27 protein-coding genes are annotated in these 26,487 nt (G+C 63.9%); 11 read left to right on the top strand and 16 right to left on the bottom strand.

The genetic code is table 11. The features are described 5' to 3' along the window. Positions 1–48 precede the first annotated feature (48 nt). Both A3AS_RS0117140 and A3AS_RS0117135 read right to left on the bottom strand, forming a co-directional pair. Complete coding sequence (locus A3AS_RS0117140) at positions 49–909, bottom strand: prephenate dehydratase (RefSeq protein ID WP_018318803.1); 861 nt, start codon at positions 907–909, stop codon at positions 49–51. Between the two features lie 39 nt (positions 910–948). Then, the gene (locus A3AS_RS0117135) at positions 949–1,689 is read right to left on the bottom strand and encodes a 3-deoxy-manno-octulosonate cytidylyltransferase (protein ID WP_018318802.1); all 741 of its coding nucleotides are present in this window, start codon (positions 1,687–1,689) and stop codon (positions 949–951) included. 233 nt (positions 1,690–1,922) lie between these two features. Here A3AS_RS0117135 and A3AS_RS0117130 point away from each other — a divergent pair, with 233 nt between their 5' ends. The 6 genes from A3AS_RS0117130 to A3AS_RS0117105 all read left to right on the top strand — a co-directional run bounded on the left by A3AS_RS0117130 (position 1,923) and on the right by A3AS_RS0117105 (position 10,422). Next, the gene (locus tag A3AS_RS0117130) at positions 1,923–2,477 is read left to right on the top strand and encodes a cytochrome c family protein (RefSeq protein WP_018318801.1); all 555 of its coding nucleotides are present in this window, start codon (positions 1,923–1,925) and stop codon (positions 2,475–2,477) included. Between the two features lie 210 nt (positions 2,478–2,687). Continuing rightward, positions 2,688–4,589 (top strand): extracellular solute-binding protein, encoded by a 1,902-nt coding sequence (locus A3AS_RS0117125; RefSeq protein WP_018318800.1) that lies wholly within the window; start codon positions 2,688–2,690, stop codon positions 4,587–4,589. Positions 4,590–4,603: 14 nt separating this feature from the next. Continuing rightward, positions 4,604–6,490: an extracellular solute-binding protein gene (locus A3AS_RS0117120; protein ID WP_026202074.1), complete on the top strand. Its 1,887-nt coding sequence runs from the start codon at positions 4,604–4,606 to the stop codon at positions 6,488–6,490. 2 nt (positions 6,491–6,492) lie between these two features. After that, a complete protein-coding gene (locus A3AS_RS0117115; RefSeq protein WP_018318799.1) occupies positions 6,493–7,602 on the top strand; it encodes a microcin C ABC transporter permease YejB in 1,110 nt (369 codons plus the stop codon). Then, positions 7,602–8,780, top strand: a complete 1,179-nt coding sequence (locus tag A3AS_RS0117110; RefSeq protein ID WP_026202073.1) for an ABC transporter permease — start codon at positions 7,602–7,604, stop codon at positions 8,778–8,780. The genes A3AS_RS0117115 and A3AS_RS0117110 overlap by 1 nt, the downstream gene beginning before the upstream one ends. A gap of 4 nt (positions 8,781–8,784) precedes the next feature. Beyond that, entirely contained in the window at positions 8,785–10,422 is a 1,638-nt protein-coding gene (locus tag A3AS_RS0117105; protein ID WP_018318797.1) for an ABC transporter ATP-binding protein, read from the top strand. Between the two features lie 79 nt (positions 10,423–10,501). Here A3AS_RS0117105 and A3AS_RS0117100 read toward each other — a convergent pair whose 3' ends face one another. The 4 genes from A3AS_RS0117100 to A3AS_RS0117085 form a co-directional block, all read right to left on the bottom strand. Beyond that, on the bottom strand, positions 10,502–10,729 hold the full coding sequence (locus A3AS_RS0117100; protein WP_026202072.1) for a hypothetical protein: 228 nt from the start codon (positions 10,727–10,729) through the stop codon (positions 10,502–10,504). 36 nt (positions 10,730–10,765) lie between these two features. Then, complete coding sequence (locus A3AS_RS0117095; RefSeq protein ID WP_018318795.1) at positions 10,766–11,047, bottom strand: hypothetical protein; 282 nt, start codon at positions 11,045–11,047, stop codon at positions 10,766–10,768. Positions 11,048–11,247: 200 nt separating this feature from the next. Beyond that, positions 11,248–12,090 (bottom strand): C40 family peptidase, encoded by an 843-nt coding sequence (locus A3AS_RS0117090; protein WP_018318794.1) that lies wholly within the window; start codon positions 12,088–12,090, stop codon positions 11,248–11,250. Beyond that, the gene (locus A3AS_RS0117085) at positions 12,083–13,456 is read right to left on the bottom strand and encodes a M17 family metallopeptidase (protein ID WP_018318793.1); all 1,374 of its coding nucleotides are present in this window, start codon (positions 13,454–13,456) and stop codon (positions 12,083–12,085) included. Before A3AS_RS0117085 ends, A3AS_RS0117090 begins: the two co-directional genes overlap by 8 nt. Before the next feature lie 200 nt (positions 13,457–13,656). Between A3AS_RS0117085 and A3AS_RS0117080 the strand changes: the two genes are divergently transcribed. Both A3AS_RS0117080 and A3AS_RS0117075 read left to right on the top strand, forming a co-directional pair. Further along, positions 13,657–13,860: a hypothetical protein gene (locus A3AS_RS0117080; protein WP_018318792.1), complete on the top strand. Its 204-nt coding sequence runs from the start codon at positions 13,657–13,659 to the stop codon at positions 13,858–13,860. 237 nt (positions 13,861–14,097) lie between these two features. Next, positions 14,098–14,913 (top strand): tetratricopeptide repeat protein, encoded by an 816-nt coding sequence (locus A3AS_RS0117075; RefSeq protein ID WP_018318791.1) that lies wholly within the window; start codon positions 14,098–14,100, stop codon positions 14,911–14,913. 75 nt (positions 14,914–14,988) lie between these two features. Here the strand turns inward: A3AS_RS0117075 and A3AS_RS0117070 are convergent, their stop codons facing one another. The 10 genes from A3AS_RS0117070 to A3AS_RS0117025 all read right to left on the bottom strand — a co-directional run bounded on the left by A3AS_RS0117070 (position 14,989) and on the right by A3AS_RS0117025 (position 23,914). Continuing rightward, complete coding sequence (locus A3AS_RS0117070; RefSeq protein WP_018318790.1) at positions 14,989–15,963, bottom strand: type II secretion system F family protein; 975 nt, start codon at positions 15,961–15,963, stop codon at positions 14,989–14,991. 9 nt (positions 15,964–15,972) lie between these two features. Beyond that, entirely contained in the window at positions 15,973–16,950 is a 978-nt protein-coding gene (locus A3AS_RS0117065) for a type II secretion system F family protein (RefSeq protein WP_018318789.1), read from the bottom strand. 10 nt (positions 16,951–16,960) lie between these two features. Next, entirely contained in the window at positions 16,961–18,430 is a 1,470-nt protein-coding gene (locus A3AS_RS0117060; protein ID WP_018318788.1) for a CpaF family protein, read from the bottom strand. A 21-nt stretch (positions 18,431–18,451) separates the two neighbouring features. After that, positions 18,452–19,720 (bottom strand): AAA family ATPase, encoded by a 1,269-nt coding sequence (locus tag A3AS_RS0117055; RefSeq protein ID WP_018318787.1) that lies wholly within the window; start codon positions 19,718–19,720, stop codon positions 18,452–18,454. Further along, complete coding sequence (locus A3AS_RS0117050) at positions 19,717–20,451, bottom strand: CpaD family pilus assembly protein (protein ID WP_018318786.1); 735 nt, start codon at positions 20,449–20,451, stop codon at positions 19,717–19,719. Before A3AS_RS0117050 ends, A3AS_RS0117055 begins: the two co-directional genes overlap by 4 nt. 20 nt (positions 20,452–20,471) lie before the next feature. Then, entirely contained in the window at positions 20,472–21,947 is a 1,476-nt protein-coding gene (locus tag A3AS_RS0117045) for a type II and III secretion system protein family protein (protein ID WP_026202071.1), read from the bottom strand. An 11-nt stretch (positions 21,948–21,958) separates the two neighbouring features. After that, a complete protein-coding gene (cpaB, locus tag A3AS_RS0117040; RefSeq protein WP_026202070.1) occupies positions 21,959–22,756 on the bottom strand; it encodes a Flp pilus assembly protein CpaB in 798 nt (265 codons plus the stop codon). Positions 22,757–22,884: 128 nt separating this feature from the next. Then, entirely contained in the window at positions 22,885–23,409 is a 525-nt protein-coding gene (locus tag A3AS_RS0117035) for a prepilin peptidase (protein WP_018318783.1), read from the bottom strand. Positions 23,410–23,532: 123 nt separating this feature from the next. Further along, entirely contained in the window at positions 23,533–23,673 is a 141-nt protein-coding gene (locus A3AS_RS48335; protein WP_179737890.1) for a hypothetical protein, read from the bottom strand. 76 nt (positions 23,674–23,749) lie between these two features. Beyond that, positions 23,750–23,914: a Flp family type IVb pilin gene (locus A3AS_RS0117025; protein WP_007599783.1), complete on the bottom strand. Its 165-nt coding sequence runs from the start codon at positions 23,912–23,914 to the stop codon at positions 23,750–23,752. Positions 23,915–24,183: 269 nt separating this feature from the next. On the opposite strand from A3AS_RS0117025, the gene A3AS_RS0117020 reads away from it, so the two are divergent. From A3AS_RS0117020 to A3AS_RS0117010, 3 genes are all read left to right on the top strand, one after another. Then, positions 24,184–25,011 carry a sterol desaturase family protein gene (locus A3AS_RS0117020; protein WP_018318780.1) on the top strand — a complete coding sequence of 276 codons (828 nt, stop codon included), beginning with the start codon at positions 24,184–24,186 and terminating at the stop codon, positions 25,009–25,011. A gap of 150 nt (positions 25,012–25,161) precedes the next feature. Continuing rightward, positions 25,162–25,662: a pilus assembly protein N-terminal domain-containing protein gene (locus A3AS_RS0117015; protein WP_018318779.1), complete on the top strand. Its 501-nt coding sequence runs from the start codon at positions 25,162–25,164 to the stop codon at positions 25,660–25,662. 228 nt (positions 25,663–25,890) lie between these two features. Beyond that, positions 25,891–26,472, top strand: coding sequence for a TadE/TadG family type IV pilus assembly protein (locus A3AS_RS0117010; protein ID WP_018318778.1), 582 nt, complete (start codon positions 25,891–25,893; stop codon positions 26,470–26,472). Positions 26,473–26,487: the final 15 nt, after the last annotated feature.

The raw sequence follows: 26,487 nt of genomic DNA, 5'->3' as shown, positions 1-26,487 counted from the left end.
TCGCGTGGCTGGGTCCCGGCCCGCGCTTTGCGCGTCCGGGACACGAGATCAATCCTGCTGCGCCTCGTTGAACGTGGCGCGGAAGGGGTGGCCGGGATACACACCGACGATGCGGAATTCGCGCGAGAAGAATTTCAGCTCCTCGATCGCGAAGGCGAGGCCCTTGTCATCGGGGTGGCCGTCGACGTCGGCGTAGAACTGCGTGGCGAAGAAATTGCCGTCGACCATGTAGCTCTCGAGCTTGGTCATGTTGACGCCGTTGGTGGCAAAGCCGCCGAGCGCCTTGTAGAGCGCGGCCGGCAAATTGCGCACCCGGAACACAAAAGTCGTGACCAGCGGGCCGGAGCCTTGCGCGGCCCATTTCGGCTCGCGCGCCAGCACCACGAAACGCGTGGTGTTGTGCGCCTCGTCCTCGATGTCCTCGGCGAGGATGTCGAGGCCGTAGATCTTGGCGGCAAGGCGGGAGGCGATCGCGGCGACCGTCTTGTCCTTGCGCTCGGAGATGTCACGAGCACTGCCGGCGGTGTCGGCATGCACGATGGGCTTGATGCCGAGCTTGCGGATGATGCGCCGGCACTGGCCGAGCGCATGCACATGGCTCTCGACGCTCTTGATGTCGTCGAGCTTGGTGCCCTTCACCGCCATCAACTGATGCCGGACGGGCAAAAACCATTCACCGACGATGAAGAGGCCGGAGGCCGGCAAGAGATGATGTATGTCGGCGACGCGGCCGGCGACCGAATTCTCGATCGGGATCATGCCGAGATCGGCCTCGCCGGAGGAGATCGCCGACAGCGCGTCTTCGAAGGTGGCGCAGGGCATCGGCTCGGCGTCGGGATAGGCCTCGACGATGGCGATGTGGGAATTGGCCCCGGGCTCGCCCTGGAATGCGATCTTCATCTTGCTCATGTCTTAAAAATGCTCCTGGGTCGGCCTTGTAACAGCGGCTCAGGATTTGGAAAGGATGCTGCGGGCGGTTTCCAGGTCCGCAGGCGTGTCGACCCCGCGGGGTACGGTGTCGACGATGGTGAAGTCGATGCGCATTCCCGCCTCGAGCGCCCGGAGCTGTTCGAGCTTCTCCTGCAATTCCAGCGGCGAGGGTGGCAGCGAAACGTAACGCTCCAGCGCCGCGCGGCGATAGGCGTAGAGGCCGATATGGTGGTAACGCGGTCCGTCGCCGGTCGGCGCGGTCGCGCGAGTGAAATAAAGTGCACGCATGCGCCTGCCGCCGAGCGAGGTTCCGATCGCCTTCACGACGCTCGGGGCGAGGTCCTCCTCCTCGGTGTGGATCTGCGAGGCCAGTGTCGCGATGTCCACGGCCGGGTCTTGCAGGGGCGGCAGCACCTCGCGGATGTTGCCGATCGTGATCGTCGGGAAATCCCCCTGCAGATTGACCACGATCTCCGCCTTGCCGTCCGGATCGAGCTTCTGCATGGCCTCGTGGATACGGTCGGAGCCGGAGGGGTGTGTCGGGCTGGTCATCACGGCCTCGCCGCCATGGGCCGTCACGACCGCAGCGATCTCGGGCGTGTCGGTCGCGACCGCGACCCGGCCTATACCTGCGGCCTCGGCGCGGCGCAGCACGTGCACGATCATCGGCAATCCCGCGATGTCGGCGAGTGGCTTGCCGGGCAGGCGGGTGGCGGCCATGCGGGCCGGGATCAGCACCAGGATGCGAGGATCGATCATTGGGTCTAGAGATCTGAGGTCAAGAGCCTGAAAACGGGGCGTTTTCCGCGCCGAGAAATGGAGCGGGGACGGCCGAAAGCCGGGTCGCTTATACGGGTTGCCAGACCCCGGGCAAACCGATATCTCAATGGCAAAACTCGGGGAAACGATAAGGAACGTTTGATTCTCCCGAGGCTCGTCCTGGCGGCCGCCCGGCCGCTCGATCCTTCTTGCGGTGTGGGGCCTGGCCGGAAATGGACTCTTTCGAACTCAATAAAATCATGGGTGCCGTGCTTGGTACCTGTCTCTTTCTCTTGGTGACCAGCTTTACCGCCCAGGCTCTTTTCTCGCCCAAGATGCCGGAAAAGCCGGGCTTCGAGATCGCCGTGAAGGAAGACGCCGGCCACGGCAAGGAAGGCGGCGCTGCCGCCGCGGCCTCCGAGCCGATCGAAAAGTTGCTCCAGACCGCCTCCGTCGAAAAGGGCGCGGCGGCCGCCAAGAAGTGCGGTGCCTGCCACACTTTCGAGAAGGGTGGCCCGAATCGCGTCGGTCCGAACCTCTATGGCGTCGTCGGCGAGAAGAGGGGTGAGGGCCGTGGCGGCTTCAATTTCTCCGCTGCCATGAAGGGCAAGGGCGGGACCTGGACGTTCGACGACCTCAACAAGTTCATCGCCAATCCGAAGGGCTTCGTCCCGGGCACTGCGATGGGCTTCGCCGGTATTGCCAAGGATTCCGAGCGCGCCGACGTCATTGCCTATCTGAATTCGCTGTCAGAGCATCCTCAGCCGCTGCCGACCGCGTCGAAGTAAGGCCTCAAGAACCCGATCTTGGAATAAGCGGCCAGGCTGAAAAGCCTGGCCGTTCCTTATCCGGCCTCGCGGTGAGTTTATCGGGGCGTTTGGCCGCATCCGACGGGCCGTCCGGCCTTCCAAGATGAGGAAAAAGCAACATATTCGGTCGAAACCTCGCCTATATTGGGAACTTAAAGGAGTAGCCTCCTTCAAGACAGGAATGTTGATTTGGCCATTACCCGACGTGATCTCCTGCTCACCGGCACTGCGGCCGCAGCGCTCCCCGCCCTCGGTTCCGTAGCGGGCCTTTCCGTCGTCGGCAGTGCCGAGGCGCAATCGGCGAATGAGCTTCCCTGGCGCCATGCCTTGTCGCTGTTCGGAAGGGTCAAGTACCCCGCCGACTTCAAGCGCTTCGACTACGTCAATCCGGAAGCGCCCAAGGGCGGCGTCGCGCGCCAGATCGCGGTCGGCACCTTTGACAACCTCAACATCGTGGTATCGGGTGTGAAGGGCCAGGTCGCCGGTGCCGTCGCTTTCATCTATGAATCGCTCCTCACGCAGTCGCTCGACGAGGTCTCGACCGAGTACGGTGCGCTGGCCGAAGCCGTCAGCCACCCCGACGATTTCTCCTTCGTCACCTACCGCTTGCGGCCCCAGGCCAAATGGCACGACGGCAAGCCGGTCACCGCCGATGACGTGATCTTCTCGCTCGAGTCCTTCAAGAAGCACCATCCGATGTACTCGGCCTATTACAGCCATGTGGTGAAGGCCGAGAAGGTCAGCGAGCGCGAGGTGAAGTTCGTGTTCGACGCGCCGGGAAATCGCGAGCTGCCGCAGATCGTCGGGCAGCTCATCGTCCTGCCGAAGCATTGGTGGGAGGGGACTGACGCGCAGGGGCGCAAGCGGGACGTGTCCGCCACCACGCTCGAGGTGCCGCTCGGCTCCGGTCCCTACAAGATCAAGGATTTCGTCGCCGGACGGTCGATCGCTATGGAGCGCGTCAAGGATTATTGGGGCCGCGATTTGCCAGCCAATGTCGGCCGCAACAATTTCGACGAGCTGCGCTACGAATATTTCCGCGATGCTACCGTCGCGATCGAGGCCTTCAAGGCCGACCAGGTCGACTGGCGTACCGAGAACAGTGCGAAGAACTGGGCGACCGCCTACGACTTCCCGGCCGTGAGTGAGAAGCGCGTGATCCTCGAGGAATTCGCCAATCGCAGCTCAGGTGTGATGCAGGCTTTCGTGCCGAACCTGCGCCGCGGCAAGTTCAGCGATCCCCGCGTGCGGCGTGCACTTAACTACGCGTTCGACTTCGAGGAGATGAACAAGCAGATCTTCTACGGCCAGTACAAGCGCATCAGCAGCTATTTCGACGGCATCGACGAGCTCATGGCAACCGGCTTGCCGCAGGGCAAGGAGCTCGAGATCCTCGAGACCGTCCGCACCCAGGTGCCGCCCGAAGTCTTCACCACGGCCTACACCAATCCGGTCGGCGGCAGTCCGGAAGCCGTGCGCGACAATCTGCGCGAGGCGCTGCGCCTGTTCAAGGAGGCCGGCTACGAGGTGCGCGACCGCAAGCTGACCGACGTCAAGACCGGCGCGCAGTTCACGCTCGAACTGCTGAACTCGGATCCGAGCTTCGAGCGGATCACGCTGTTCTACAAGCCGTCCCTGGAGCGGCTCGGCATTGCCGTCAACGTGCGGACGGTCGACCCGACCCAGTACGAGAACAGGACGCGCGAGTGGGATTTCGACATCGTCACAAACTCGTGGGGCGAGTCGCAGTCGCCAGGCAACGAGCAGCGCGAGTTCTGGTCGACCAAGACGGCTGACATCGCCGGCTCGCGCAACATTGCGGGCATCAAGAATCCCGCAATCGACAAGCTGATCGAGCGGGTCATCTACGCTACCGATCGCGACGATCTCGTCGCGGCCACCAAGGCACTCGACCGCGTGCTGCTGTGGAATCATTACGTCGTGCCGCAATGGACTTATAACAAGGTGCGTACGGCACGCTGGGATCGCTTCGGCCGGCCGACGGAAATGCCCAAATACGGCCAATCCGGCTTCCCGTTCATCTGGTGGTACGACGCAGAGAAGGCGGCGCGGATCGCAAAGAAGTCGTGAAGGACATTCCCCGCATGACGCAGATGTCACGCCGCCACGTGCTGGCCCTCGGTGTCGGCAGCACCCTCGGGATGTCGCTGGGCGCGCAGCCGTGGCGCGGAGCGCATGCATCGGAAGCGGGGATCGAGGCTCACGGTATCTCGGCGTTCGGCGATCTCAAATATCCCGCCGACTTCCACCATTTCGACTACGTCAACGTCGATGCGCCGAAGGGCGGGACGTTCTCGCTCATTCCGTCGGTGCGCGCCTACAACCAATCCTACCAGACCTTCAACTCGCTCAACGCCTTCATCCTGAAGGGCGACGGCGCGCAAGGCATGGACATGACCTTCGCGCCGCTGATGGTGCGTGCGAACGACGAGCCTGATGCGATGTACGGGCTTGCCGCCAAATCCGTGCAGATATCGCCGGACAAGCTGGTCTACCGCTTCACGATGCGGCCGGAGGCGAAATTCCACGACGGCACCAAGCTCACCGCGCATGATGCGGCGTTTTCGCTGATGACGCTGAAGACCAAGGGACATCCCCTGATCCTCGTGCAGCTGCGCGACATGGTCAGCGCGGAGGCGGTCGACGATGCAACGCTCGTCGTCACCTTTGCCAAGGGGCGGGCGCGCGACGTGCCGCTCTATGCCGCCAGCCTGCCGATCTTCTCGAAGGCCTACTACGCATCTCGCCCGTTCGATGAATCGTCGCTGGAGACCCCGCTGGGCTCCGGTCCGTACAAGGTCGGCAAGTTCGAGGTCAATCGGTATATCGAGTATGAGCGGGTGAAGGACTGGTGGGCTGCCGATCTGCCGCCCTGCCGCGGTACCTATAATTTCGATGTCGTGCGCTATGAGTTCTATCGCGACCGCGACGTCGCTTTCGAAGGGTTTACCGGCAAGAACTATCTCTACCGGGAAGAGTTCACCTCACGCATCTGGGCGACGCGATACGACTTCGCGGCCGTGAAGGATGGCCGCGTCAAGCTCGAGATCGTGCCCGACGACACGCCATCCGGCGCGCAGGGCTGGTTCATCAATACCCGGCGCGAGAAATTCAGGGATCCCCGCGTACGTGAGGCCCTGATCGACGCTTTCGACTTCGAATGGACCAACAAGACCATCATGTACGGCGCCTATGCCCGTACGGTGTCACCGTTCCAGAACTCCGATCTCATGGCTAGCAATGGCCCTCCGTCGCCGGAAGAGCTGAAGCTGCTCGAGCCATTCCGCGGTCAGGTTCCCGACGAGGTGTTCGCTGCGTCCTTCGCGCCGCCGGTTTCCGACGGATCGGGGCAGGATCGAGCTCTCTTGCGCAAGTCGCAGCAGCTGCTCAACGAAGCCGGCTTTCCGATCAAGGACGGCAAGCGAATGCTGCCGAGCGGAGAGGTGTTCAAGATTGAATTCCTGGCGGAGGAGCCCTCGCTCCAGCCGCATCACGCGCCGTATATCAAGAACTTGGGGACGCTCGGCATAGAGGCGAGCCTCCGCCTCGTTGATGCCGTGCAATATCGCTCGCGCGTGGAGGATTTCGACTTTGACATGACGATCCAGCGTTTCAGCATGTCGGCGACGCCGGGCGATGCCATGCGCGCGTTCTTCTCGTCGCAGGTCGCGAACACCAAGGGCTCGTACAATCTCGCGGGCGTCGCCAGTCCGGCCATCGACGCCATGATCGAGAAGATCATGGCGGCCGACAGCCGCGAGGAATTGACCATCGCCTGCCGCGCCTTCGATCGCCTGTTCCGCACTGGCCGCTATTGGGTGCCGCAATGGTACAACAAGACGCACCGGCTGGCTTATTGGGATCAGTTCGGTCACCCGCAAAAGCTGCCGCGTTATGCCAATGGCGTCGGCGCGCCCGACATCTGGTGGCATGAACCCGCCAAGGCGGCCAAGCTCGAGCAGGCGAAGTAGCCATGAGTGCCTATATCGCCCGCCGCATCCTCCTGATGATTCCGACGCTGCTCGGAATCCTCTTCGTGTCCTTCGTTGTCGTGCAGTTCGCGCCGGGCGGCCCGGTCGAACGCGTGATCGCGCAGCTCTCCGGGGCTGACACCGGCGGCACTTCGCGGATTTCGGGCGGCAGCGATTTTGCGCAGCGCGCGCCCGGGCAAGTCGGGGCCGGTGGCGACGCCATCAACTCGAAATATCGCGGCGCGCAGGGCCTTGATCCTGACTTCATCAAGAAGCTCGAGGTGCAGTTCGGCTTCGACAAGCCGGCACCGGAACGCTTCGCCCTGATGGTCTGGAATTTCGCCCGATTCGATTTCGGCAAGAGCTATTTCCGCGACGTCAGCGTTCTGCAACTCATCAAGGAGAAGCTGCCGGTTTCGATCTCACTCGGCCTGTGGCTGACGCTGATCACCTATCTGATCTCGATCCCGCTCGGCATCCGCAAGGCGGTGAAGGACGGCACGCGCTTCGACACTTGGACATCGACCGTTCTCGTGCTGGGCTATGCCATTCCCGGCTTTCTGTTCGCAATCCTCCTCATCATCCTGTTTGCTGGCGGTTCCTTTTTCAACTGGTTCCCGCTGCGCGGACTGACCTCCGACGGCTGGTCGCAGTTTCCCTGGTACTGGAAGATCGTCGATTATTTCTGGCATCTGACGCTGCCGTTGATCGCCATGGGGCTCGGTGCCTTCACCACCATGACGTTCCTGACGAAGAATTCGTTCCTGGACGAGATCCGCAAGCAATACGTCATGACTGCGCGCGCCAAGGGCTGCGGCGAGGGCCGGGTGCTTTACGGCCACGTCTTCCGCAATGCGATGCTGATCGTGATCGCGGGCTTCCCCGGGACCTTCATCCACGCGTTCTTTTCGGGCTCGCTTCTGATCGAGACCATCTTCTCGCTCGACGGGCTGGGGCTGCTCAGCTTCGAGAGCGTGCTCAATCGCGACTATCCCGTGGTGTTCGGCACGCTCTACATCTTTTCGCTGGTCGGCCTCGTGATCAATTTGATCTCCGACCTCACCTACATGTGGATCGACCCACGGATCGATTTCGAGGCGCGGGAGGTCTGATGACGGTTACCGCGCCGACGCCGATCGAGACCACGACCCAGTCCCCGCTGGGCGAGGTCGTCCCGATCACGCGCAAGCCCTTCGCGCCTTCGCCGCTCAACAGGCGGCGGTGGCAGAACTTCAAGGCGAACCGCCGTGGCTACTGGTCGTTCTGGATCTTCATCGCCCTGTTCGTGGTCTCGCTGTTCGCGGAGTTGATCGCCAATGATCGGCCTTTCCTGATCAAGTTCGACGGCCGGCTCTATTGGCCCGCATTCGTGACCTATTCGGAAACCACCTTCGGCGGCGACTTCGAAACCGCTGCCGATTATCGCGATCCCTATTTACAGAAGCTGATCAAGGACAAGGGCGGCAGCATCGTCTGGCCTCTGATCCGTTATTCTTACGACACCCACAATCTGGACCTGCCGACGCCTGCGCCGTCACCGCCGACATGGATGCTAACGGAAGCGCAATGCAAGCCGGTGGTGGAGAAGAAGGGGCTGAAGAGTTGCCGCGACCTCGAATATAACTGGCTCGGGACGGACGATCAGGGGCGCGACGTGGTCGCGCGGCTGATCTATGGCTTCCGCATCTCGGTGCTGTTCGGCCTTTGCCTCACGATCGTCTCGTCCGTTATCGGCATCGCGGCGGGTGCGGTGCAGGGATATTTCGGCGGCCGGGTCGATCTCATCTTCCAGCGCTTTATCGAGATCTGGACGGCGATTCCCTCGCTCTATCTTCTGCTGATCCTGTCGTCGGTGCTCGTGCCCGGCTTCTTCGTGCTGCTTGGCATCCTCCTGCTATTCTCCTGGGTCTCGCTGGTGGGTCTGGTGCGGGCCGAGTTCCTGCGCGGGCGCAACTTCGAATACATCCAGGCGGCGCGGGCGCTCGGCGTCTCCAATCCCGTCATCATGTTCCGCCACCTGCTGCCGAACGCGATGGTCGCGACCATGACGTTTCTGCCCTTCATCGTGTCGAGCTCGGTGATGACGCTGACGGCGCTGGACTTCCTTGGCTTCGGCCTGCCGCCGGGATCGCCTTCGCTCGGCGAATTGCTGTCGCAGGCCAAGGCCAATGTGCAGGCCCCCTGGCTCGGCTTCTCCGGCTTCTTCTCGGTCGCGAGCATGCTGTCGCTCCTGATCTTCATCGGCGAAGCGGTGCGCGACGCCTTCGATCCGCGCAAGACGTTCAGGTAAGGCCATGGATGCGATCAACCAGCCCCTGCTCAGCGTGCGCGACCTGTCGGTGGCTTTCCACCAGGGCGGCACCACCACGCTCGCGGTCGACAAGGTCTCGTTCCAGATCAAGCGCGGCGAATGCCTGGCTTTGGTCGGCGAATCCGGCTCCGGCAAGTCCGTCAGCGCGCTCTCGATTCTCAAGCTGTTGCCTTATCCGAACGCCTCGCACCCCTCGGGCAGCATACGCTTCAAGGGGCAGGAGCTGATCGACCGATCCGAGCAGGAGATGCGGGAGATTCGCGGCAGCGACATCTCCATCATTTTCCAGGAGCCGATGACCTCGCTCAATCCGCTGCACACGATCGAGGCGCAGATCGGCGAGATCATCCAGCTGCACAATCCGACCAGCAATGCGGAGGCGCGCCGGCGGACGCTGGAATTGCTGACGCAGGTCGGTATTCCCGAGCCGGAGACGCGACTGAAGAGCTATCCGCATCAGCTCTCCGGCGGTCAGCGGCAGCGCGTGATGATCGCGATGGCGCTCGCCAATGAGCCCGATCTGTTGATCGCGGACGAGCCGACCACGGCGCTCGACGTCACCGTGCAGGCGCAGATCCTGGCGCTGCTCGCCGAGATCCGCTCGCGGCTCGGCATGAGCCTGCTCTTCATCACCCACGATCTCGGCATCGTGCGCCGCATCGCCGACACCGTCTGTGTCATGAAGAGCGGCGAGATCGTCGAGCAGGGGCCGGTCGAGCAGGTCTTCAAGAGCCCGAAACATCCCTATACGCGCGACCTGCTCGCGGCGGAACCGAAGCCCGATCCGGCGCCGCCGCAGCCGGGTGCCCCGGTGGTGATGTCCGCCAACGAGTTGAAGGTCTGGTTTCCGATCAAGCGCGGCCTGATGCGCAAGACCGTCGGTCACATCAAGGCGGTCGACGGCGTCAGCATCGCCGTGCGCAAGGGCGAGACGCTCGGTGTGGTCGGCGAGTCAGGCTCGGGCAAGACCACGCTGGGGCTGGCATTGTTGCGGCTGATCTCCTCGAACGGACGCATCGTGTTCCTGGGCAAGGACATCCAGGGCCTGCGCTTCAAGGAGATGCGGCCGTTCCGGCGCGACATGCAGATCGTGTTCCAGGACCCGTTCGGCTCGCTCAGCCCGCGCATGTCGGTCGCCGACATCATCGCCGAAGGTCTCTCCGTGCATCAGCCGGGGCTGTCGCGCGAGGAGCGCGAGGCGCGCGTCGTCAAGGCGCTGGAAGACGTCGGGCTGAAGCCCGATACCCGCTACCGCTATCCCCACGAATTCTCCGGCGGCCAGCGCCAGCGCATCAGCATCGCGCGGGCGGTGGTGCTCGAGCCGGACTTCGTCGTGCTCGACGAGCCGACCAGCGCGCTCGACATGCTGTTCCAGGCACAGATGGTCGATCTGTTGCGTGAGCTCCAGCGCAAGCGCGAACTCACCTACATGTTCATCTCGCACGATCTGCGCGTCGTCGCCTCGCTTGCGAGCCACCTGATCGTGATGCGCGGCGGCAAGGTCGTCGAAGAGGGACAGGCCGCCGAGCTATTCAAGAATCCGAAGACCGATTACACGCGCGCGCTGTTCGCGGCGGCGTTCCGGCTGGAGACAGCGGGCAACGGATCGGTGGCGACGTAGCCCGTCATCCCAGGCGAGCGACATCGCGGCACCCGGAGCGTTTCGCCGGAGCAGGCTGCGCGGGCAGCCCGCCTTGATGTTACGCCGCGCGTTCCTTGTCTGACGCTTTCTCGACCCTGGTCGCAGTGTCTTCCAGGTTCTTGTCGTAATTGGCCTCGAGCCTCTCGATACTATCGGCCCACATCCTCAGCATTGAGACCTGGAAGTGCATCATCGGCTTCAAGGCATTCATGCCAATTGCCGTCGCTGCGGCGATGCGCCGTTGAGGGTCGCGCACGAAACGGTTTGCATTGGTGTCGTCTGCCATGCTGCTCGCTCCTTCGCTCTGGTGGTATGACCTAAGCTATCTATCCTGTTGTGAACCGCTTGCTTCCAAACGCTCGGCCAGAAGTTGATCTGCCGCGCGGCGCGCGCATTGGTCGTCATGCAATTCATCCAGCTTTTTCAAGTAGGCGACCGCGGCTATCTGCAAGAGATCGAAATCGTCCTCGCAGGTGTCGCGAAGATTGGAGATGTAGCTGTAGAGGGCGGAACGCCTGTCGTCGTTCTCGCTGATGCCGCTATGGAGCAGCAAGTAGTTTCGCCAAGCGAACGCACACGCGCCTTCTCTGGCCTGAGAACTCATGGGCACCTCCCAAAGCCAGAGAAAGACTGACGCCGCGTTTCGTTCCGCAAATCTCCTCAGATGTAACGTTGTTCCGTAGCTGCGCCGCTAGGTAAACCATTCTGCCGGTGCTAATGCGCCCGTTCCGTCAGCAAACCGCGTCCGAAACCTGTTCGGATGCCGAGAAAAAAGATCGAGTACGATCCTCTCGATCCATGGCCCTAGAGCCGCTTGATCGCGACGACCTCGCTGCCGGCCTGCCTGATCCGCGCAATCGCAGGCTCGATCGGTTCGATCACCGTCGCCATGTGATACGCGTTGGCGTGAACCATGGTGCTGCCATCGCGGACGATGGCAACGTGGCCCTTCCAGAAGATCAGATCGCCGCGTAGCAAGCTGCTTCGCTCATGCGGCTCCAGTGCGCGGCCGAGACCGGCCAGTTGCATGTCGCTGTCGCGTGGGCAGCCGATTCCCGCCGATGTCAGCGCGACCTGGACGAGGCCGGAGCAATCGATGCCGAAACTGCTCTTGCCGCCCCAGAGATAGGGCGTGCCGACGAAGCGGTCGGCGACCGCAACGAAGTCCGGCTCGCGATGATCGAGCGGGGCGAGATGCGCCTTCGGCAGGTAACTGCCGTCGCGCGTGACGGCGAAGCTGCCGTCCTCGCGCGCCACAGCCAGCCTGGATCCCATCACGAGCGTATCGGCCGGCGGCAGCTTGATCGAGGGGCCGGGGAAGGCGAACGTCCGCAGCGCGCTGACCACATGGGTCGGCGTCGCCGAGGATTTCATGAGCGCTGCATCCGGCAGCCAGCCGACATAGCCGTCGCCATTGAGCTGGCCCCACGCCCAGCCCTCGCTGTTGCGGTCGTAGACCGTGACGCGTTCGCCGCGCAATGCCTCCGTCATCAGCATCGCGCCCGAAGACGGCTGCTCGCGCACCGGCGCGACCGGATCAACCACCTCGAATTCTTCGCCGGCGACGAAGCGATCCGCCTCGACCTTGCCTTCGAGATATTTCGCGGCGAGGTCGCCCCGCGCCGGTGTTAGTCGCGGATCATGCATAGCGCTCGCTCAGCAAAGTGTAGATGGCGCGCGCGGCCTGGCACTCGCCGCCTTCGGGACGGGCCGGCTTTGCCGACGGTGTCCAGCCGTAGATGTCGACATGCAGCCAGCTCTTCGCCTGATCGACGAAGCGTTGCAGGAACAGCGCGCAGGTGATCGAGCCGGCAGAGCCGCCGGATGGTGCGTTGGTGATGGTGGCCGTCTTGGAGTCCAGCCACGCATCGTAAGCCGGCCACAGCGGCATGCGCCACAACGGATCGTTCTCCTGCACCGCACAGCGCGCGACATCGGCGGCAAGGCTCTCATCATTGGTGTAAAAGGGCGGTAAATCCGGTCCCAGCGCGACACGCGCGGCGCCGGTCAGCGTGCCCAGATCGATCAGCAGATCGGGCTTTTCCTCATCGGCCAATGCCAGCGCGTCGGCGAGCACCAGCCGGCCTTCGGCGTCGGTATTGCCGATCTCCACCGTGATGCCCTTGCGCGAGGTGAAGATGTCGAGCGGGCGGAAGGCGTTGCCGGCGACCGCGTTCTCCACCGCTGGAATCAGCACGCGCAGCCGCACCTTCAGCTTCGCATCCATCACCATGCGCGCCAGCGCCAGCACGTTGGCGGCGCCGCCCATGTCCTTCTTCATGATCAGCATGCCGCTCGACGGCTTCAAGTCGAGCCCGCCGGTGTCGAAGCAGACGCCCTTGCCGACAAGCGTCACCTTGGGATGATCAGGATCGCCCCAGCCGATGTCGATCAGCCGCGGCGCGCGGCTGGAGGCCATGCCGACGGCGTGGATCAGCGGAAAGTTCTTCTCCAGATCGTCGCCGACGGTGCACGCGAAGCTTGCGCCGAACTCCGCGGCGAGGTCTTGCGCGGCGGCGGCCAGCTCCGCCGGCCCCATGTCGTTGGACGGCGTGTTGATGAGGTCGCGCGCGAGCATCGCCGCGTCAGCGATCCGCTCGATCTCGGCCGCATCGACGCCATCAGGCGGCACCAGCCGGACGTCGGGCCTGTCAGCCTTGCGGTAGCGCGCGAACCGGTAGCGCCCCATCGCAAAAGCGAGCGCCGCCAGCCGTGCATCGTGGGGTGCATTGGCGAAGCGATAGATACCCGGCGGCAGCAGGCCGGGCAGGGCGCCGGGCCGGAACAGGTCGCGCGATCTTGCCCCCTCGTCCTCGAGGCCGAACAGCACCTGCGCGATTGCGCCATCGGGCGCAGGCAGTGCCAGATAGGCGCCCGGCTTGGCGGCAAAGGCGCATGCCGTGGCGAACGCGCGCTGCGGCGGCGGCAACGCCTCGGCGACCTGGTCCCAGCTCGATTTGGTGACGAAGGTGATCGGGATGGCGGCGGAAGACGTCTCGAAGACAGAGGGCATTGGCGGGTCCGGATCGTCAGATCGAACGGGTTATGCGAACGGATGAGACTTCGCAGAGTTTCGCCGCCGCTGCAATCGGCTTTGCTGTCGCCGTTCAGCGAGCCGCTACTCGCGGCGAGTGGGCCATGCTAGGTTCCAGCAACGGTCGCCAGAGTTGGAGATCAGGCGACCGACGACAAGGCGCGCCGGGAGGAAATGCAATGGAATTTGTGTGGAGCGTGGTCACGTTCATTGGCGAGGCCATCGAGGCGATTTTCGGCTATGTCGAGCACCACCATTGGATCTTCGCGTTCCTCGCCGGCGGCTACGTCTTCTATCTCCACGACCGCTCGGTCCACGCGCGGTTCGATGCGCTCGACAGGCGCGTCGACGAAATCCGCAAACGGCTTGCCATCGAATATTGATCGGGCGAGACGAAAACCGTCGTCGCACGGATCTCGTATCTCGTGTTGAGAGCTGCCGTTCGCGCGAGCGGCCTTCGACCTGCTGCTGCTGGATTCCCAACGCGCAAGCCTGACGACGCTTGCGAGCGGGAATATCGACGAGAGCACGGCCGGGAGGCGGTGTTAACCGGCCGTTAGGGTTAACAGTCTATTGCTGGCGCGTTCGGCTCGATCAATCGACTCGAGAGTCAAAGCGTCATGCGTCTACGGTTCAGTCTTGCTCGGCTTCTTGCGTCCACCTCGCTGGTCGCGGCGGTGGCCATGGGTCTCGGCGGCTGCACGGGCATGTCGAAGCTCTCCGACGTGACGGGCTCGATCGGCGGACCACGGGCAGAGGCGGCTCCCACCGATCCGGCGCGCGCCGTCGAGGTCTATGGCGAGCGCTACCGCGCCAATCCCAAGGATGCCGATGCCGCGCTCGCCTACGGTCAGGCGTTGCGCGCCAACGGTCAGCGCGCCCAGGCCGCCGCCGTGCTCGAGCAGGCGACCATCGCCAATCCCGGCAACAAGGCGCTGCTCGCCCAATACGGCCGCGCCCTCGCCGACAACGGTAATTTCCAGCAAGCCTACGACGTGCTGTCGAAAGCGCATTCGCCTGACAATCCGGATTGGCGCCTGCTTTCGGTGCAGGGCACCGCGCTGGACCAGATGGGCCGTCACGAGGAAGCGCGCTCCTACTACACGAGCGCGCTCAAGATCGCACCGGGTGATCCCGGTGTGCTCTCTAATCTCGGCCTGTCCTACATGTTGTCGAGAGACCTTCCGAAGGCCGAAGAGGCGCTACGGCAGGCCTACGCCTCGCCGCGTGCGAGCATCCGGGTGCGGCAGAATCTCGGTCTTGTCGTCGGTCTGCAGGGTCGCTTCGCCGAAGCCGAGACCATCGTGAAGGCGGATCTGCCACCGGATCAGGCCGCGGCCAACGTCGCCTATCTCAAGGAGATGCTCAGCCGCAGCGACGCTCCCCGTGGCGCACCGAAGCGGACGCCGGTCGCCTCGCTCAGCCAGCCCGATTGATCCGAGCTGATCGTCTCTTCTATCGTCTCATGCTGAAAGCGGCCCGCGAGCCGCGTGCGCGACCCGCGTCTTGCGTCATTGCATCTCGGAGATCTTGATGCCGGTCGGTCCGAGAATGACGACGAACAGCACGGGCAGGAAGAACAGGATCATCGGCACGGTCAGCTTCGGCGGTAGGGCGGCAGCCTTCTTTTCGGCCTCGTTCATGCGCATGTCGCGATTTTCCTGCGCCATGACGCGCAAGGAATGTCCGAGCGGGGTGCCGTAACGCTCCGCCTGCTGAAGCGCGAGACACACCGACTTGACGCCCTCGAGTCCGGTGCGTCGCGCCAAATTCTCGTAAGCGACCTTGCGATCCTGCAGATAGGATAATTCGGCCGTGGTCAGCGTGAACTCCTCCGACAGCGCGATCGACTGTCCCACGATCTCGGTGGCGACTTTCCGAAACGCCATCTCGACGGACATGCCGGATTCGATGCAGATCAGAAGCAGGTCGAGCGCATCGGGAAAGGCGCGCTTGATCGAGAGCTGGCGCTTGGAGATCGCATTCCTGAGGAACAGCATAGGCGCCTGGAGGCCGAGATAGGCGGCGCCGATGCAAATGCCGATCTTGATCGGCATGCCCTGCTGAAGATGCGCGATCAGGAAAACGTAGATGACCGAGCCGATAAAGAGCACCATCGGCGTGACCATGCGGGCAAACAGGAATGTGATGTAGGGCGCCTGACCGCGGTAACCCGCCATGATCAGCTTGTCGCGCGCGGCTTCCTGCGCGAGCCATTTGGTGAGGTTGAAGTCCTCGACGACCTTGGAGACGAGCTGCTTCGGCGTCTGGCGCAGCGTGACCTTTTCATTCTTGTGAAGGCGCTCACGCTCCCGCTGCCGGATGCGCTCGCGCTCGCTCGCCACCGCCTTCATGCGTTTGGAGAGGCCTTCGCCGGCGAACAGCGGCATCACCAGCGTATAGACGGTGGCGCTGGCGGCAATGGCCGCCAGCATCATGGTCATGAAGTGGACGTCATGTAGTTTCGCGACGAGAAACTGGACCATACTGCACCGTCAGAAATCGAAATTGATCATCTTCTTCATCACCATGATGCCGACCGCCATCCAGACGACGCAGCCGACCAGCATGAGCTGGCCGGTGGGATGGGTCCACAGCACCGAGATGTAATGTGGCGTCGTGAGGTAGACGAGGAACATCACGATCGGTGGCAGCGAGCCGATGATGCCGGCCGAGGCCTTGGCTTCCATCGACATCGCCTGGATCTTTTCCCTCATCTTCTTGCGGTCGCGCAGCACCTTGGAAAGGTTGCCGAGCGCTTCGGAGAGGTTGCCGCCGGATTTCTGCTGGATCGAGATGACGATGCCGAAGAAGTTGGCCTCCGGCAACGGCATGCGATCATAGAGCCGCGAGCAGGCCTCGCCGAGCGGCATGCCGATCGCCTGGGTCTCGATGATCGCCAGAAACTCGCTGCGCAGCGGCTCGGGCGCGTCGGCCGCGACGACCTTGATCGATTCGAACAAGGGCAGGCCCGCCTTGATGCCGCGGACGATCACGTCGACCGCATCGGGCAGTGCCGCCAGGAACTTGGCCTCGCGGCGCTTTTTCAGGAAGCCCAGCGCCCAGCGCGGCAGGCCGAAACCGCCGGCAAAGGCGAGGCCGGCAGCACCGATCAGGCCGCCGCCGGCAAACAGAGCGGCTGCGAAGAACGCGCCCGCCACGACGGCGGAGACGATCCAGAATTTCTGCGGCGTCCAATCGAGCCCCGCCTGCGACAGGCGGACGGGGAGCGGAGCGCTCTTCTCCTGCAGGCGTCGCGCCTCGAGATCCTTCAGCGTGGTCTCGACCTGCTCGCGGCGCGAGCGCTGGGTCTTCTCGGCCTGGCGGGCCGTGGGCGCCTCGGCGCGCGAGATCGAAGCGCGGCGGCTTTCGGCCTTTCGTTCCCCGGACAGCAGCGGATAGAGGAAGACCCAGGCGATGCCGCCGACCGCCGCGGTGGCAAGGAATGCGAGGGCGAGGACCTGCATGTTCATGCTGAACGGCTCACGTCTTCGGCGCGACTTCCGCCGCGTCCAGCGCAGCGGCAAGGCGCTTCTCGTCGCCGTAATAGCGGGCGCGTTCCCAGAATTTCGGACGGCCGATGCCGGTCGAGCGGTGCCGGCCGATGATCTTGCCGTTGGCGTCCTCGCCGACCATGTCGTAGAGGAAGATGTCCTGAGTGATGATGGTGTCGCCTTCCATGCCCATCACCTCGGTGATGTGGGTGATGCGGCGCGAGCCGTCGCGCAGGCGCGCAGCCTGGACGATCACGTCGATGGAGGCGCAGATCATCTCGCGGATGGTGCGTGAGGGAAGCGAGAAGCCTCCCATCGTGATCATGGATTCGCAGCGCGACAGGGCTTCGCGCGGGTTGTTGGCGTGCAGCGTGCCCATCGATCCGTCATGGCCGGTGTTCATGGCCTGGAGCAGGTCGAACGCCTCGGGTCCGCGAACCTCGCCGACGATGATGCGCTCGGGGCGCATACGCAGGCAGTTGCGCACCAGCTCGCGCATGGTGATCTGGCCCTCGCCCTCGATGTTGGGCGGTCGAGTTTCCAGCCGCACCACGTGAGGCTGCTGGAGCTGGAGCTCGGCGGCGTCCTCGCAGGTGATGATGCGCTCGTCATGCTCGATATAGTTGGTCAGGCAGTTGAGCAGCGTGGTCTTGCCGGAGCCGGTGCCGCCGGAGATCAGCACGTTGCAGCGGACGCGACCGATGATCTGGAGGATTTCAGCGCCTTCCGGCGAGATGGCGCCGAACTTGACCAGCTGATCGAGCGTCAGCTTGTCCTTCTTGAATTTGCGGATGGTGAGCGTGGGGCCGTCGATCGACAACGGCGGCACGATGGCGTTGACGCGGGAGCCGTCGGCGAGGCGCGCGTCGCAGATCGGCGAGGATTCGTCAACGCGCCGGCCGACCTGGCTGACGATGCGCTGGCAGATATTGAGGAGCTGCTGGTTGTCGCGGAAGCGAATTCCCGTGCGCTGGATCTTGCCGGCGACTTCGATGTAGACGGTGTTGGCGCCGTTGACCATGATGTCGGCGATGTCGTCGCGCGACAGCAGCGGCTCGAGCGGACCGTATCCGAGAACGTCGTTGCAGATGTCGTCGAGCAGTTCCTCCTGCTCGGCGATCGACATCACGATGTTCTTGATCGCGATGATCTCGTTGACGATGTCGCGGATTTCCTCGCGCGCGGACTCCGAATCGAGCTTGGCGAGCTGAGCGAGGTCGATCGCCTCGATCAGCGCACCGAAGATGGTTGCCTTGACCTCGTAATAATTGTCCGACCGCCGGCTCTCCATGGCCGGAGGCGGCGGCGCCTTGGCAGGCGCAAGCGGCGGCGAGGCGACAGCCGGCGGAGGCGGGGCGCGCGACACCGTTGGCGCCGGAGCCTGGGCAGGCTCGGGCGACACGGCGCCGGGCTTAGGCGCCCGAAGGTCGGTGTCTGTTCCGCTACGCTTACCGAACACTTAACAACTCCATGCGGCGGCTTATTTTCCCCGCAACTTGTCAATCAGGGGTGAAAGCAGGGACGACTTTTGTTTCTTGGTTTCGCTGCGGCCGGTCAGGCGCTGGGCGATCTGAAGAAACATCTCGATCGACTTGTGGTTGGCGGAGATCTCCGCGATCATCTGGCCGTTGTTGGCGGCCGAGCCGAAGATCTGCGGCTCGAACGGGATCGAGACGATCGGCTGACTCTCGATCGCCTTGGCGAACTCCGCGGCGGCGATTTCGGGGCGTTTCGGCACGCCGACCTGGTTCAGGCAGTAGAGCGGTGGCCGGTCGTTGGGGCGCGCGGCCTTCAACAGATCGAACAGGTTCTTGGTATTGCGCAAATTGGCGAGGTCGGGCGCGGCCACGATCAGGATGTCGTCCGCCCCGATCAGGGCGCGCTTGGTCCAGCCCGACCATTGGTGCGGAATGTCGAGCACGATGCAGGGCATGGTGGAGCGCAGGGTGTCGAACACGGCGTCGAAGGCGTCGGTGCCGAAATCATAGACCCGGTCGAGCGTCGCCGGCGCCGCCAGCAGGCTGAGATGGTCGGTGCATTTCGACAGCAGGCGGTCGATGAAGGCGGTGTCGACGCGATCGGGCGAGAACACGGCGTCGGCTATGCCCTGCGGCGGGTCCTGGTTGTAGTCCAGCCCGGCGGTGCCGAAGGCGAGGTCGAGATCGGCGACGACGGCGTCCATGGCGAGGTCGCGCGCGATCGCCCAGGCGACATTATGGGAGATGGTGGAAGCCCCGACGCCGCCCTTGGCGCCGACCACGGCGATGATGCGGCCGACCGCCTTGGCTTCCGGGGCGGAGAACAGGTTGCAGATCGAGCGCACGACGTCGATCGCGCCGACCGGCGCGAGCACGTAGTCGCTGACACCGCGGCGCACCAGCTCACGGTAGAGTGTGACGTCGTTGATCCGGCCGATCACGACCACGCGGGTGCCGGCGTCGCAGACGGTGGCGAGCTGGTCGAGCCCGCCCAGCAGGTCGTTGCGTCCGTCGCTTTCGAGCACGATGACGTTCGGCGTCGGGGCCGAGCGGTAGGCCTCGGTTGCAGCGGCCATGCCGCCCATCTGGATTTTCAGATGGGCCTTGCCGAGACGGCGGTCTTCGCCGGCCGACTGGACCGCGGCGGCGGTTTCCACGGTCTCGCAGAAGGCCTGGACCGAGACGCGCGGCGCGGGCGCAATATGCTCCTCGACCGGCGGAGGAGCTGCGTCCGGCTGCTCTTCGTGTGTCTGGCGAGCGTAGCTGATCATTTGCCGGTGTCGCTGAGTTTGGCCTTGTCGGCCTCGGGATAGGTGGTCGCCGTCGTGAGACCCTTGCGATATTTCTCGAGAGCGGTGATACGCCGCGCCGTGTAGGACGGAGTTTCAGGCCGCGGCTGCTCGAGGTCCGACGGATTGTCGACCATCGCTGCGAGGTTGCGCTGATAGGCGCAGCCGTAATTGTAATAGTCCTTATTCTCGAACCATCTCTTGTTCTTGATCGAAGGGCCGACGTCCTCCGGCCACAGGCCGCAGGGACCCGCGACCGCGGCGATCTTGGAATAAGTGAGCCGGATCGGCGGCAGGAAGCGCCTGTCTTCCGGCTGGTAGGGGCGAACGTTGACGCCGCGCGGCGGAATGCCTGCTCCCGCCAGCATCGCCTGGATTTCACGCATCGTGTCCGCGACCGGACGCGCATTGGGCGTGCCGGACGGCACGTCGATACGAATGGCGCCCGTGCCTTCGTGCAACCATGCCGATGCGACACCCATCACATCCGCGCGCTGGGCGGCGGTCAATCCGCCGCGGGCATGGCCGACGAAGACGACGATCGAACGATTTTGCTCTTCGATCGCGATCGGATGGCGCTGCTTGTAGTCGTCGGGAATGGAGGCCGTGACGACTTCGTCATGCTGGCACCCGCCGAGCGCGAGCGCCATGCCAATGAGCGCGCCACCGAGACGGATGGCGCGTTTGCGAAGCTGGGGTGGTCTTGTGATCATCGTGAAGTCCCCGTTCCGCCTCAGTCGGTGATGAAGCCGTAGGTGCCGCGGTAGTTCTTGGCCGGTTCGGTCCGGCCGGGCACGCCGTAAAGGCGGTTGATGTTGCCGAGCAGCTGGGCCTGTGGATCCGCAGGCGGGGCGAAGCCGTCATCCGGCCGCGACAGGTCCTTCGGCGCCACCGCGCGAACGACATAAGGCGTCACGATCACGACCAGCTCGGTCGCGTTGTTGACGAAGTCGCGGCTGCGGAACAGCGTGCCGAGGACCGGGAGCTGCATCAGTCCCGGCAATCCGCTGATGGCCTGCTTGGTCTGCTGCTGGATCAGGCCGGCCATCGCCATCGCGCCGCCGGAGGGAATTTCCAGCGAGGTCTCGGCACGGCGGGTCCTGATCGAGGGCACCGTCACCGAGTTCACCGACGTCGAGGTCACGGCCTGCGACAGCGTGATCGCATTCTCGTTCGACAGCTCCGAGACCTCGGTCATCACCCGCAGGCTGATCTTGCCTTCGCTCAGCACCACGGGGGTGAAGTTGAGCGAGATGCCGAACTTCTTGAAGCTGATCTGGGTGGTACAGACATGCGTGGTGGGATCGCAAGCATAGCCCGCTGGCACGGGGAATTCGCCGCCGGCGATGAACGTTGCCGATTCACCGGAGATCGCGGTCAGGTTCGGTTCGGCCAGCGTGCGGATCACGCCAGCGGTTTCCATCGCGCGCAGGGTGGCCTGCACCGACGGCGCCGCGCCGAACTTCGTGGTCAGATTGTTGCCGTCCACGAGGTTGTGGCCGAGAGCGGTGAACGGATTCGAGTTGGAGAAGCTCACCACCGACGTGCCGTAGTTGAGGTTCGCGGTCAGGTCGATGCCGAGCTGCTTGACGATGTTGCGCTGGACTTCCGCCACCGTCACCTTGAGCATGACCTGGTCACGGCCGCGGACCACGATCGAGTTCACGACCTTGTCGGCGCCGCCGGCCAGGCGCGCGGCGAGGTCATTGGCCTGCTGCGCTTCCATCGGGTTCGCCGCCGTGCCGGTCAGGACGATGCCGTCGCCGAGCCCGTCGATCTGGATGTCTGAATTCGGCAGGACCTGCTTCAGCGCCGCTCGCACACCGTTGAGGTCGCGCTTGACCGCGATGTCATAGGCCGCGATCTGCTGGCCTGCAGAATCGAAGAACACGATGTTGGTCTGGCCGAGCGCGGCGCCGATGATGTAGGCGCGCTGCGCCGAGCGGACCACCGCATTGGCGATCTTGGGGTCAGCGACCAGCACGTCCTTGATGTCGCGCGGAAGGTCGATCACCACGGACTTGCCGATGCCGAGCGAAAGGAAGCGGGCGTTCATCTGACCGTCGGCGGCGACCGCCGCGCCGGGGCGATAGTCGGCGGCGACCACGGGGGTCAGCACCGGGTTGAACGCCAGCGCGAAGGCAGCCGAAAACGACAGGGCGCGGACCATGGAGGTTCGCATCGTCGCTGAATCTGCCCTGCATTTCATGTCGCCTGTCCTCATCGTGCTTTCGCCGTCGAGCTCGGGATGCCGTAGCGAATGATCGAGACGCCGTCGCGCTTCTGGGCGGATTCGTCGAGCGTGATCTCGCTCATCTTGACGTCGGCAATGCTGCGCAGCGCCAGCGAGAGCGTTCCGGCCTGACGGGCCGAGGAAAGCGCCTGAGTCTGTGCGGAAGTGAGTTCCAGGGTCACGGTCTTGCCGACCACGGTGTTCTGGCCGTCCTTTTCCTTCGGAGCCTGGTCGATGGCGAGGACGCGCACGTTGACCAGGATGATCTCGGACGTGACGACGTCCTGGCCCCCGGCGGTCTGGTCCGGGTTCTTGAGGCGGCGTGTCAGCAGGACATCGACGCGGTCATTGGGCAGGATGAAGCCGCCTGCGCCGGTCTCCGGCGAGATTTCGGTCGAGATGGCCCGCATGCCGCTGGGCAGGATGGCCGCCATGAATCCGGAGCCCTCGGCCTTGACCAGCTTCTGGTCGCGGATCGGCTCACCCTGAATGAAGGGAGCGCGCGCGATCGAACCGGTCACCTGGGTCACGCCCTCGGGACGCTCGTTGCGGCGAATGAAGGTGGCGCTGGCGGTCGCGGCCGGCCAGGTCTGCCATTGCAGATCTTCCGGCTTTACGGTCTGGCCGAGGCCGATGTCGTTCTTGGCCACGAGGACGTCGACGGTCGGAAGCTGCGCGACCGGGGCCGGAGGCGGCGCAGAATTGTCCGAGCCGCTCGCCAGGTACGCGGCGACACCGCCGGCGCAGATGGCGACCGTCAGGACGACAATGCGTGCCCTATTCATACGCTTCACTTTCCAACAAAACGCCGCGACGCTGCCGCCGCCGTAATCGGCAGTTGACCAGCTATTCGTCAAAGCATGGTTAATGAGGCGTATCTAAATCGCCTTAACGCCGGGTTTACCCGGTGCGTTCAGCGCAGCGCGAGGTGAGCGAGATCAATCGCCTTCACCCATTCGGTCTCCGGATAGACCATCAGCGCACTCAGTGCGAGCGCGATGCCGTAGGGGATGCCGCTCTCCTTGGCATGCAGCCGGGCGAGCCAGGCCTGACCCGCCAGCCCGTAGGGCAGCGGCCATTGCCGGAACTGGAGCAGGAGCAGCGTCAGCGCTCCGCCGAACAGCGAGGCGTAGAGCAGGAAGTTCATCAGCGGTGCGAAGCCGAACCAGAGCGCGACGGAGGCCGCGACCTTGGCGTCGCCGCCGCCGACCCAGCCCATCGCAAAGCAGGTGAAGGCGATGACCAAAAGAAGCGCGCCGGCGCCGACATGACTGAGCATCTCGTAAGGTGCCATGCCACCGGCGAGGGCAAGCGCGAAGAAACCGGCGACCAGCGCCAGCGACACGCGGTTCGAGATCGTCATCGTGAAGAGATCGCTCGCGGCAGCGAACGCCATCAGGGCCGGGAAGAGCAGAAGGCGCGCAAGGTCGAGGATCATGGGCTGCGTCTTGAGGCCTGGGTTTGCCGCGGGAACTGGCGTCGGGCGATGCTAGCCGGCAGTGCTAAACAAACCGACAACGGCAGCAAGCAGCCCACGCGGCTGAAGTCGCGGAACGCGTCGTCACCAGAGGCTGGCAATGCGCGCGGCGAGCACGGCCGTGGCAAGCAGCAGCGCAAGGCAGACCCAATAGACCGGCGAGCCGGCCTGTGCCGCCGCTGTCTCATCCGCCGCGATCGCGGCATCGGTTCTGTACTTACGCAACGCCACTGGAACTCGCCGTCTTCGGAAAAACAAAGGCCCCGGAGATCCGGGGCTTTTGCCGTCGTTCGTCGGTTGCTTACTTCAGCGAGCTGCTGATCGAAGTGAACTTGGCGTTCAACGTGGTGCCGAGGTTGTTGACGACGGTGATGATGGCCAGCGCGATGCCGGCGGCGATCAGACCGTATTCGATGGCGGTGGCGCCGGATTCATCCTTCGCGAAACGTGCAATCAAGTTCTTCATGAACATAACTCCATCTGGGGTGGGGATCGCCTCGTTCGGCGCCGTTATTGACCCGATGACCATGAGAGCCGAGCTCTTTCGGTAGAGTTAATTCGATCAGGCAAACCCGCCTGCGGCGCGATGCTTTGGCCCAGAGTGAATTTCGTCTTAAGGCGGCGCCTGTAATTCGTTCCGGTTCCGGATGTACCGTCGGCGCGGCGCCGGCTTCACTCTCCCTTAAATTTAGCGGCGTAGGCGTAACAGAGCTGGAATTCGCAAGAGAGGCGACGATGTCGAGCCTGCCCATGCAAGTCGCCCTGATGCTCGGCGAGACCATCGTCAAGGTGATCCCCATCACCTTCGCGCTCGCGGCGGTCTTCACCGTGCTCGAACATTTCTGGGCCTGCAATGCCGGCGCGCCGTGGTGGCGCAAGCGCGAGATCGTCACCGACATCTGCTACTGGTTCTTCGTTCCGGTGTTCGCCCGCACCATGCGGATCGGACTTCTGATCGTCGGCGCGAGCCTCGTCTTCAACATCCACGACGCCGACGAGCTCATCGCCTTCTATGACAATGGCCACGGCCCGCTGTCGTTAATGCCGCTCTGGGTCCAGGCCGGGTTGTTCCTGGTCCTGTCCGACTTCATGCTGTATTGGCTGCACCGGTTGTTCCACGGCGGCGGGTTCTGGAAGTACCACGCCATCCATCACTCCTCGGAGGAGATCAGCTGGATTTCGGCGGCCCGCTTCCATCCCGTCAATCTCGTGCTCGGTTCGATCGGCGTCGACGTCGTGCTGTTGATGGCGGGCATCTCCCCGAACGCGATGGTCTGGCTCTCCCCGTTCACGACCTTCCATTCGGCCTTCGTGCACGCCAACCTGAATTGGAGCTTCGGGCCGTTCAAATATTTGCTGGCGACGCCGGTGTTCCACCGCTGGCACCACACCTCGCTCGAGGAGGGCGGCGACACCAATTTTGCCGGCACGTTCCCGATCTGGGATGTTCTGTTCGGCACCTTCCGTATGCCCGAGGGTGAACTGCCGCAGGATTACGGCAAGGACGAAGCGACGATGCCGAAGGAGATCGCGGGCCAGTTCGCCTATCCGTTCCGCCGCTAGCCTCCAAGGCGGTAAAACGCCAGTCTGTTCAAACAATAGTCGGCGAGTTTGCGGAACGTTCACGAATTAAGGGCAGGTTAGCCGGGTCGGGCACTGGCTTCGTTGTATCGAGTCGCTTCCGCTGGTTTGTGACGTCCCGGGGGTAAGAGTATGCGTAAAGAATTGCTGCGCCGTCGGGCGCGCGTCTGTCTTCTGGTTGCGGCCGCGGTGCTGGCATCGCCGGCCGCCGGCCTTGCCGACCCCACCGCCGACACCATCGCGGTCAATGTCGACCAGGCCAAGCTGGTGCGGCTGCCCGGCAAGGTGGCGACCATCGTGGTCGGCAATCCCCTGATCGCCGACGTCACGCTCCAGCCCGGCGGCATGATCGTCGTGACCGGCAAGGGCTATGGTGCCACCAATTTCATCGCACTAGACCGGGCCGGCGAGATTCTGGTCGATCGCCAGATCCAGGTCGAAGGTCCGAGCGACCGGCTCGTCACCGTCTATCGCGGGATCGAGCGCGAGTCCTACAGCTGCGTGCCGCTTTGCCAGCGTCGCGTGACGCTCGGCGACAGCGACACCTACTTCAACAACACGATGAGCCAGGCCGGCTCGCTGAGCGCCAGCGCCAGCGGTGGTGGTGGCGGCGGTCCGCCCAAGTCCAACTAGCAGGACCGATCGGCGGGTTTGCCCGGGCAGGAGCCCGCCAGACCGCTTTGCAGATGCGAAGCAGAGGTCTCGGCGCGCGCCGTGCTTTCCGCGAGCTTGGGATCGCGGCTGGTTAACACCTTCTTAATGGCGCGGTCCGCGGGCTGCGGATCGCCTGAAACACTTAAACAATCAGTTTCCGCTATTGAACGGGACAGTTGATCGCCCGTTGCTGGGGAATTTGACGCGATGCCATCGCCTGCACCTTCGAGATTCACACTCCGGAAAGCGCTGGGCCGGTTTTGCGGCAACCGCCGCGGTTCCGCGGCCGTCGAGTTCGCCCTGGTCGCACCGATGTTCTTCGCGCTGCTGTTCGCCATCATCGAAACGGCGCTCATGTTCCTCGCGAGCCAGGTGCTCGAGACCATCACGCAAAATTCCGCGCGCGCGATTCTGACCGGCCAGGCGCAAGCGCAGGGCGGTTCGGTGGCGGCCTGTCAGACCACGCCCGGCGTGGTCATGGCGTGCGACCAGACGACGTTCAAGGCCTATGTGTGCACGCAGATCCCGGCGCTGTTTGATTGCAGCAAGCTCTACGTCGACGTCGTGAGCACCAGCTCCTTCGGGTCGCTAAGCCTGACGAACTACGGCGATTCCTGCAATTTCAACCCGACCGGCATGCAGTACAGTGCCGGGACCTCCGGCCAGGTGGTCGTGGTGCGGCTGTTCTATCAATGGCCGCTCATCGTCACCGGCCTCGGTTACAATATCGGGTGCAGCAACAAACGGCTGATGGTGGCGACCACGGCCTTCAAGAACGAACCCTTCTGAGACAGATGGATCCGA

This window comes from Bradyrhizobium sp. WSM2793 (genome assembly GCF_000379585.1).
In the GTDB taxonomy this organism is placed as follows: Bacteria; Pseudomonadota; Alphaproteobacteria; order Rhizobiales; family Xanthobacteraceae; genus Bradyrhizobium.
The sequence above is the reverse complement of the archived record's forward strand: the minus strand, read 5'-3'. Positions and strand labels throughout refer to the sequence as shown.

Coding starts and splice junctions, on each gene's coding strand:
- A3AS_RS0117140 (WP_018318803.1), bottom strand. CDS start 909: ATGAGCAAGATGAAGATCGCATTCCAGGGCGAGCCCGGGGCCAATTCC.
- A3AS_RS0117135 (WP_018318802.1), bottom strand. CDS start 1,689: ATGATCGATCCTCGCATCCTGGTGCTGATCCCGGCCCGCATGGCCGCC.
- A3AS_RS0117130 (WP_018318801.1), top strand. CDS start 1,923: ATGGACTCTTTCGAACTCAATAAAATCATGGGTGCCGTGCTTGGTACC.
- A3AS_RS0117120 (WP_026202074.1), top strand. CDS start 4,604: ATGACGCAGATGTCACGCCGCCACGTGCTGGCCCTCGGTGTCGGCAGC.
- A3AS_RS0117115 (WP_018318799.1), top strand. CDS start 6,493: ATGAGTGCCTATATCGCCCGCCGCATCCTCCTGATGATTCCGACGCTG.
- A3AS_RS0117110 (WP_026202073.1), top strand. CDS start 7,602: ATGACGGTTACCGCGCCGACGCCGATCGAGACCACGACCCAGTCCCCG.
- A3AS_RS0117105 (WP_018318797.1), top strand. CDS start 8,785: ATGGATGCGATCAACCAGCCCCTGCTCAGCGTGCGCGACCTGTCGGTG.
- A3AS_RS0117100 (WP_026202072.1), bottom strand. CDS start 10,729: ATGGCAGACGACACCAATGCAAACCGTTTCGTGCGCGACCCTCAACGG.
- A3AS_RS0117095 (WP_018318795.1), bottom strand. CDS start 11,047: ATGAGTTCTCAGGCCAGAGAAGGCGCGTGTGCGTTCGCTTGGCGAAAC.
- A3AS_RS0117090 (WP_018318794.1), bottom strand. CDS start 12,090: ATGCATGATCCGCGACTAACACCGGCGCGGGGCGACCTCGCCGCGAAA.
- A3AS_RS0117085 (WP_018318793.1), bottom strand. CDS start 13,456: ATGCCCTCTGTCTTCGAGACGTCTTCCGCCGCCATCCCGATCACCTTC.
- A3AS_RS0117080 (WP_018318792.1), top strand. CDS start 13,657: ATGGAATTTGTGTGGAGCGTGGTCACGTTCATTGGCGAGGCCATCGAG.
- A3AS_RS0117075 (WP_018318791.1), top strand. CDS start 14,098: ATGCGTCTACGGTTCAGTCTTGCTCGGCTTCTTGCGTCCACCTCGCTG.
- A3AS_RS0117070 (WP_018318790.1), bottom strand. CDS start 15,963: ATGGTCCAGTTTCTCGTCGCGAAACTACATGACGTCCACTTCATGACC.
- A3AS_RS0117065 (WP_018318789.1), bottom strand. CDS start 16,950: ATGAACATGCAGGTCCTCGCCCTCGCATTCCTTGCCACCGCGGCGGTC.
- A3AS_RS0117055 (WP_018318787.1), bottom strand. CDS start 19,720: ATGATCAGCTACGCTCGCCAGACACACGAAGAGCAGCCGGACGCAGCT.
- A3AS_RS0117050 (WP_018318786.1), bottom strand. CDS start 20,451: ATGATCACAAGACCACCCCAGCTTCGCAAACGCGCCATCCGTCTCGGT.
- A3AS_RS0117045 (WP_026202071.1), bottom strand. CDS start 21,947: ATGAAATGCAGGGCAGATTCAGCGACGATGCGAACCTCCATGGTCCGC.
- cpaB (WP_026202070.1), bottom strand. CDS start 22,756: ATGAATAGGGCACGCATTGTCGTCCTGACGGTCGCCATCTGCGCCGGC.
- A3AS_RS0117035 (WP_018318783.1), bottom strand. CDS start 23,409: ATGATCCTCGACCTTGCGCGCCTTCTGCTCTTCCCGGCCCTGATGGCG.
- A3AS_RS0117025 (WP_007599783.1), bottom strand. CDS start 23,914: ATGAAGAACTTGATTGCACGTTTCGCGAAGGATGAATCCGGCGCCACC.
- A3AS_RS0117020 (WP_018318780.1), top strand. CDS start 24,184: ATGTCGAGCCTGCCCATGCAAGTCGCCCTGATGCTCGGCGAGACCATC.
- A3AS_RS0117015 (WP_018318779.1), top strand. CDS start 25,162: ATGCGTAAAGAATTGCTGCGCCGTCGGGCGCGCGTCTGTCTTCTGGTT.
- A3AS_RS0117010 (WP_018318778.1), top strand. CDS start 25,891: ATGCCATCGCCTGCACCTTCGAGATTCACACTCCGGAAAGCGCTGGGC.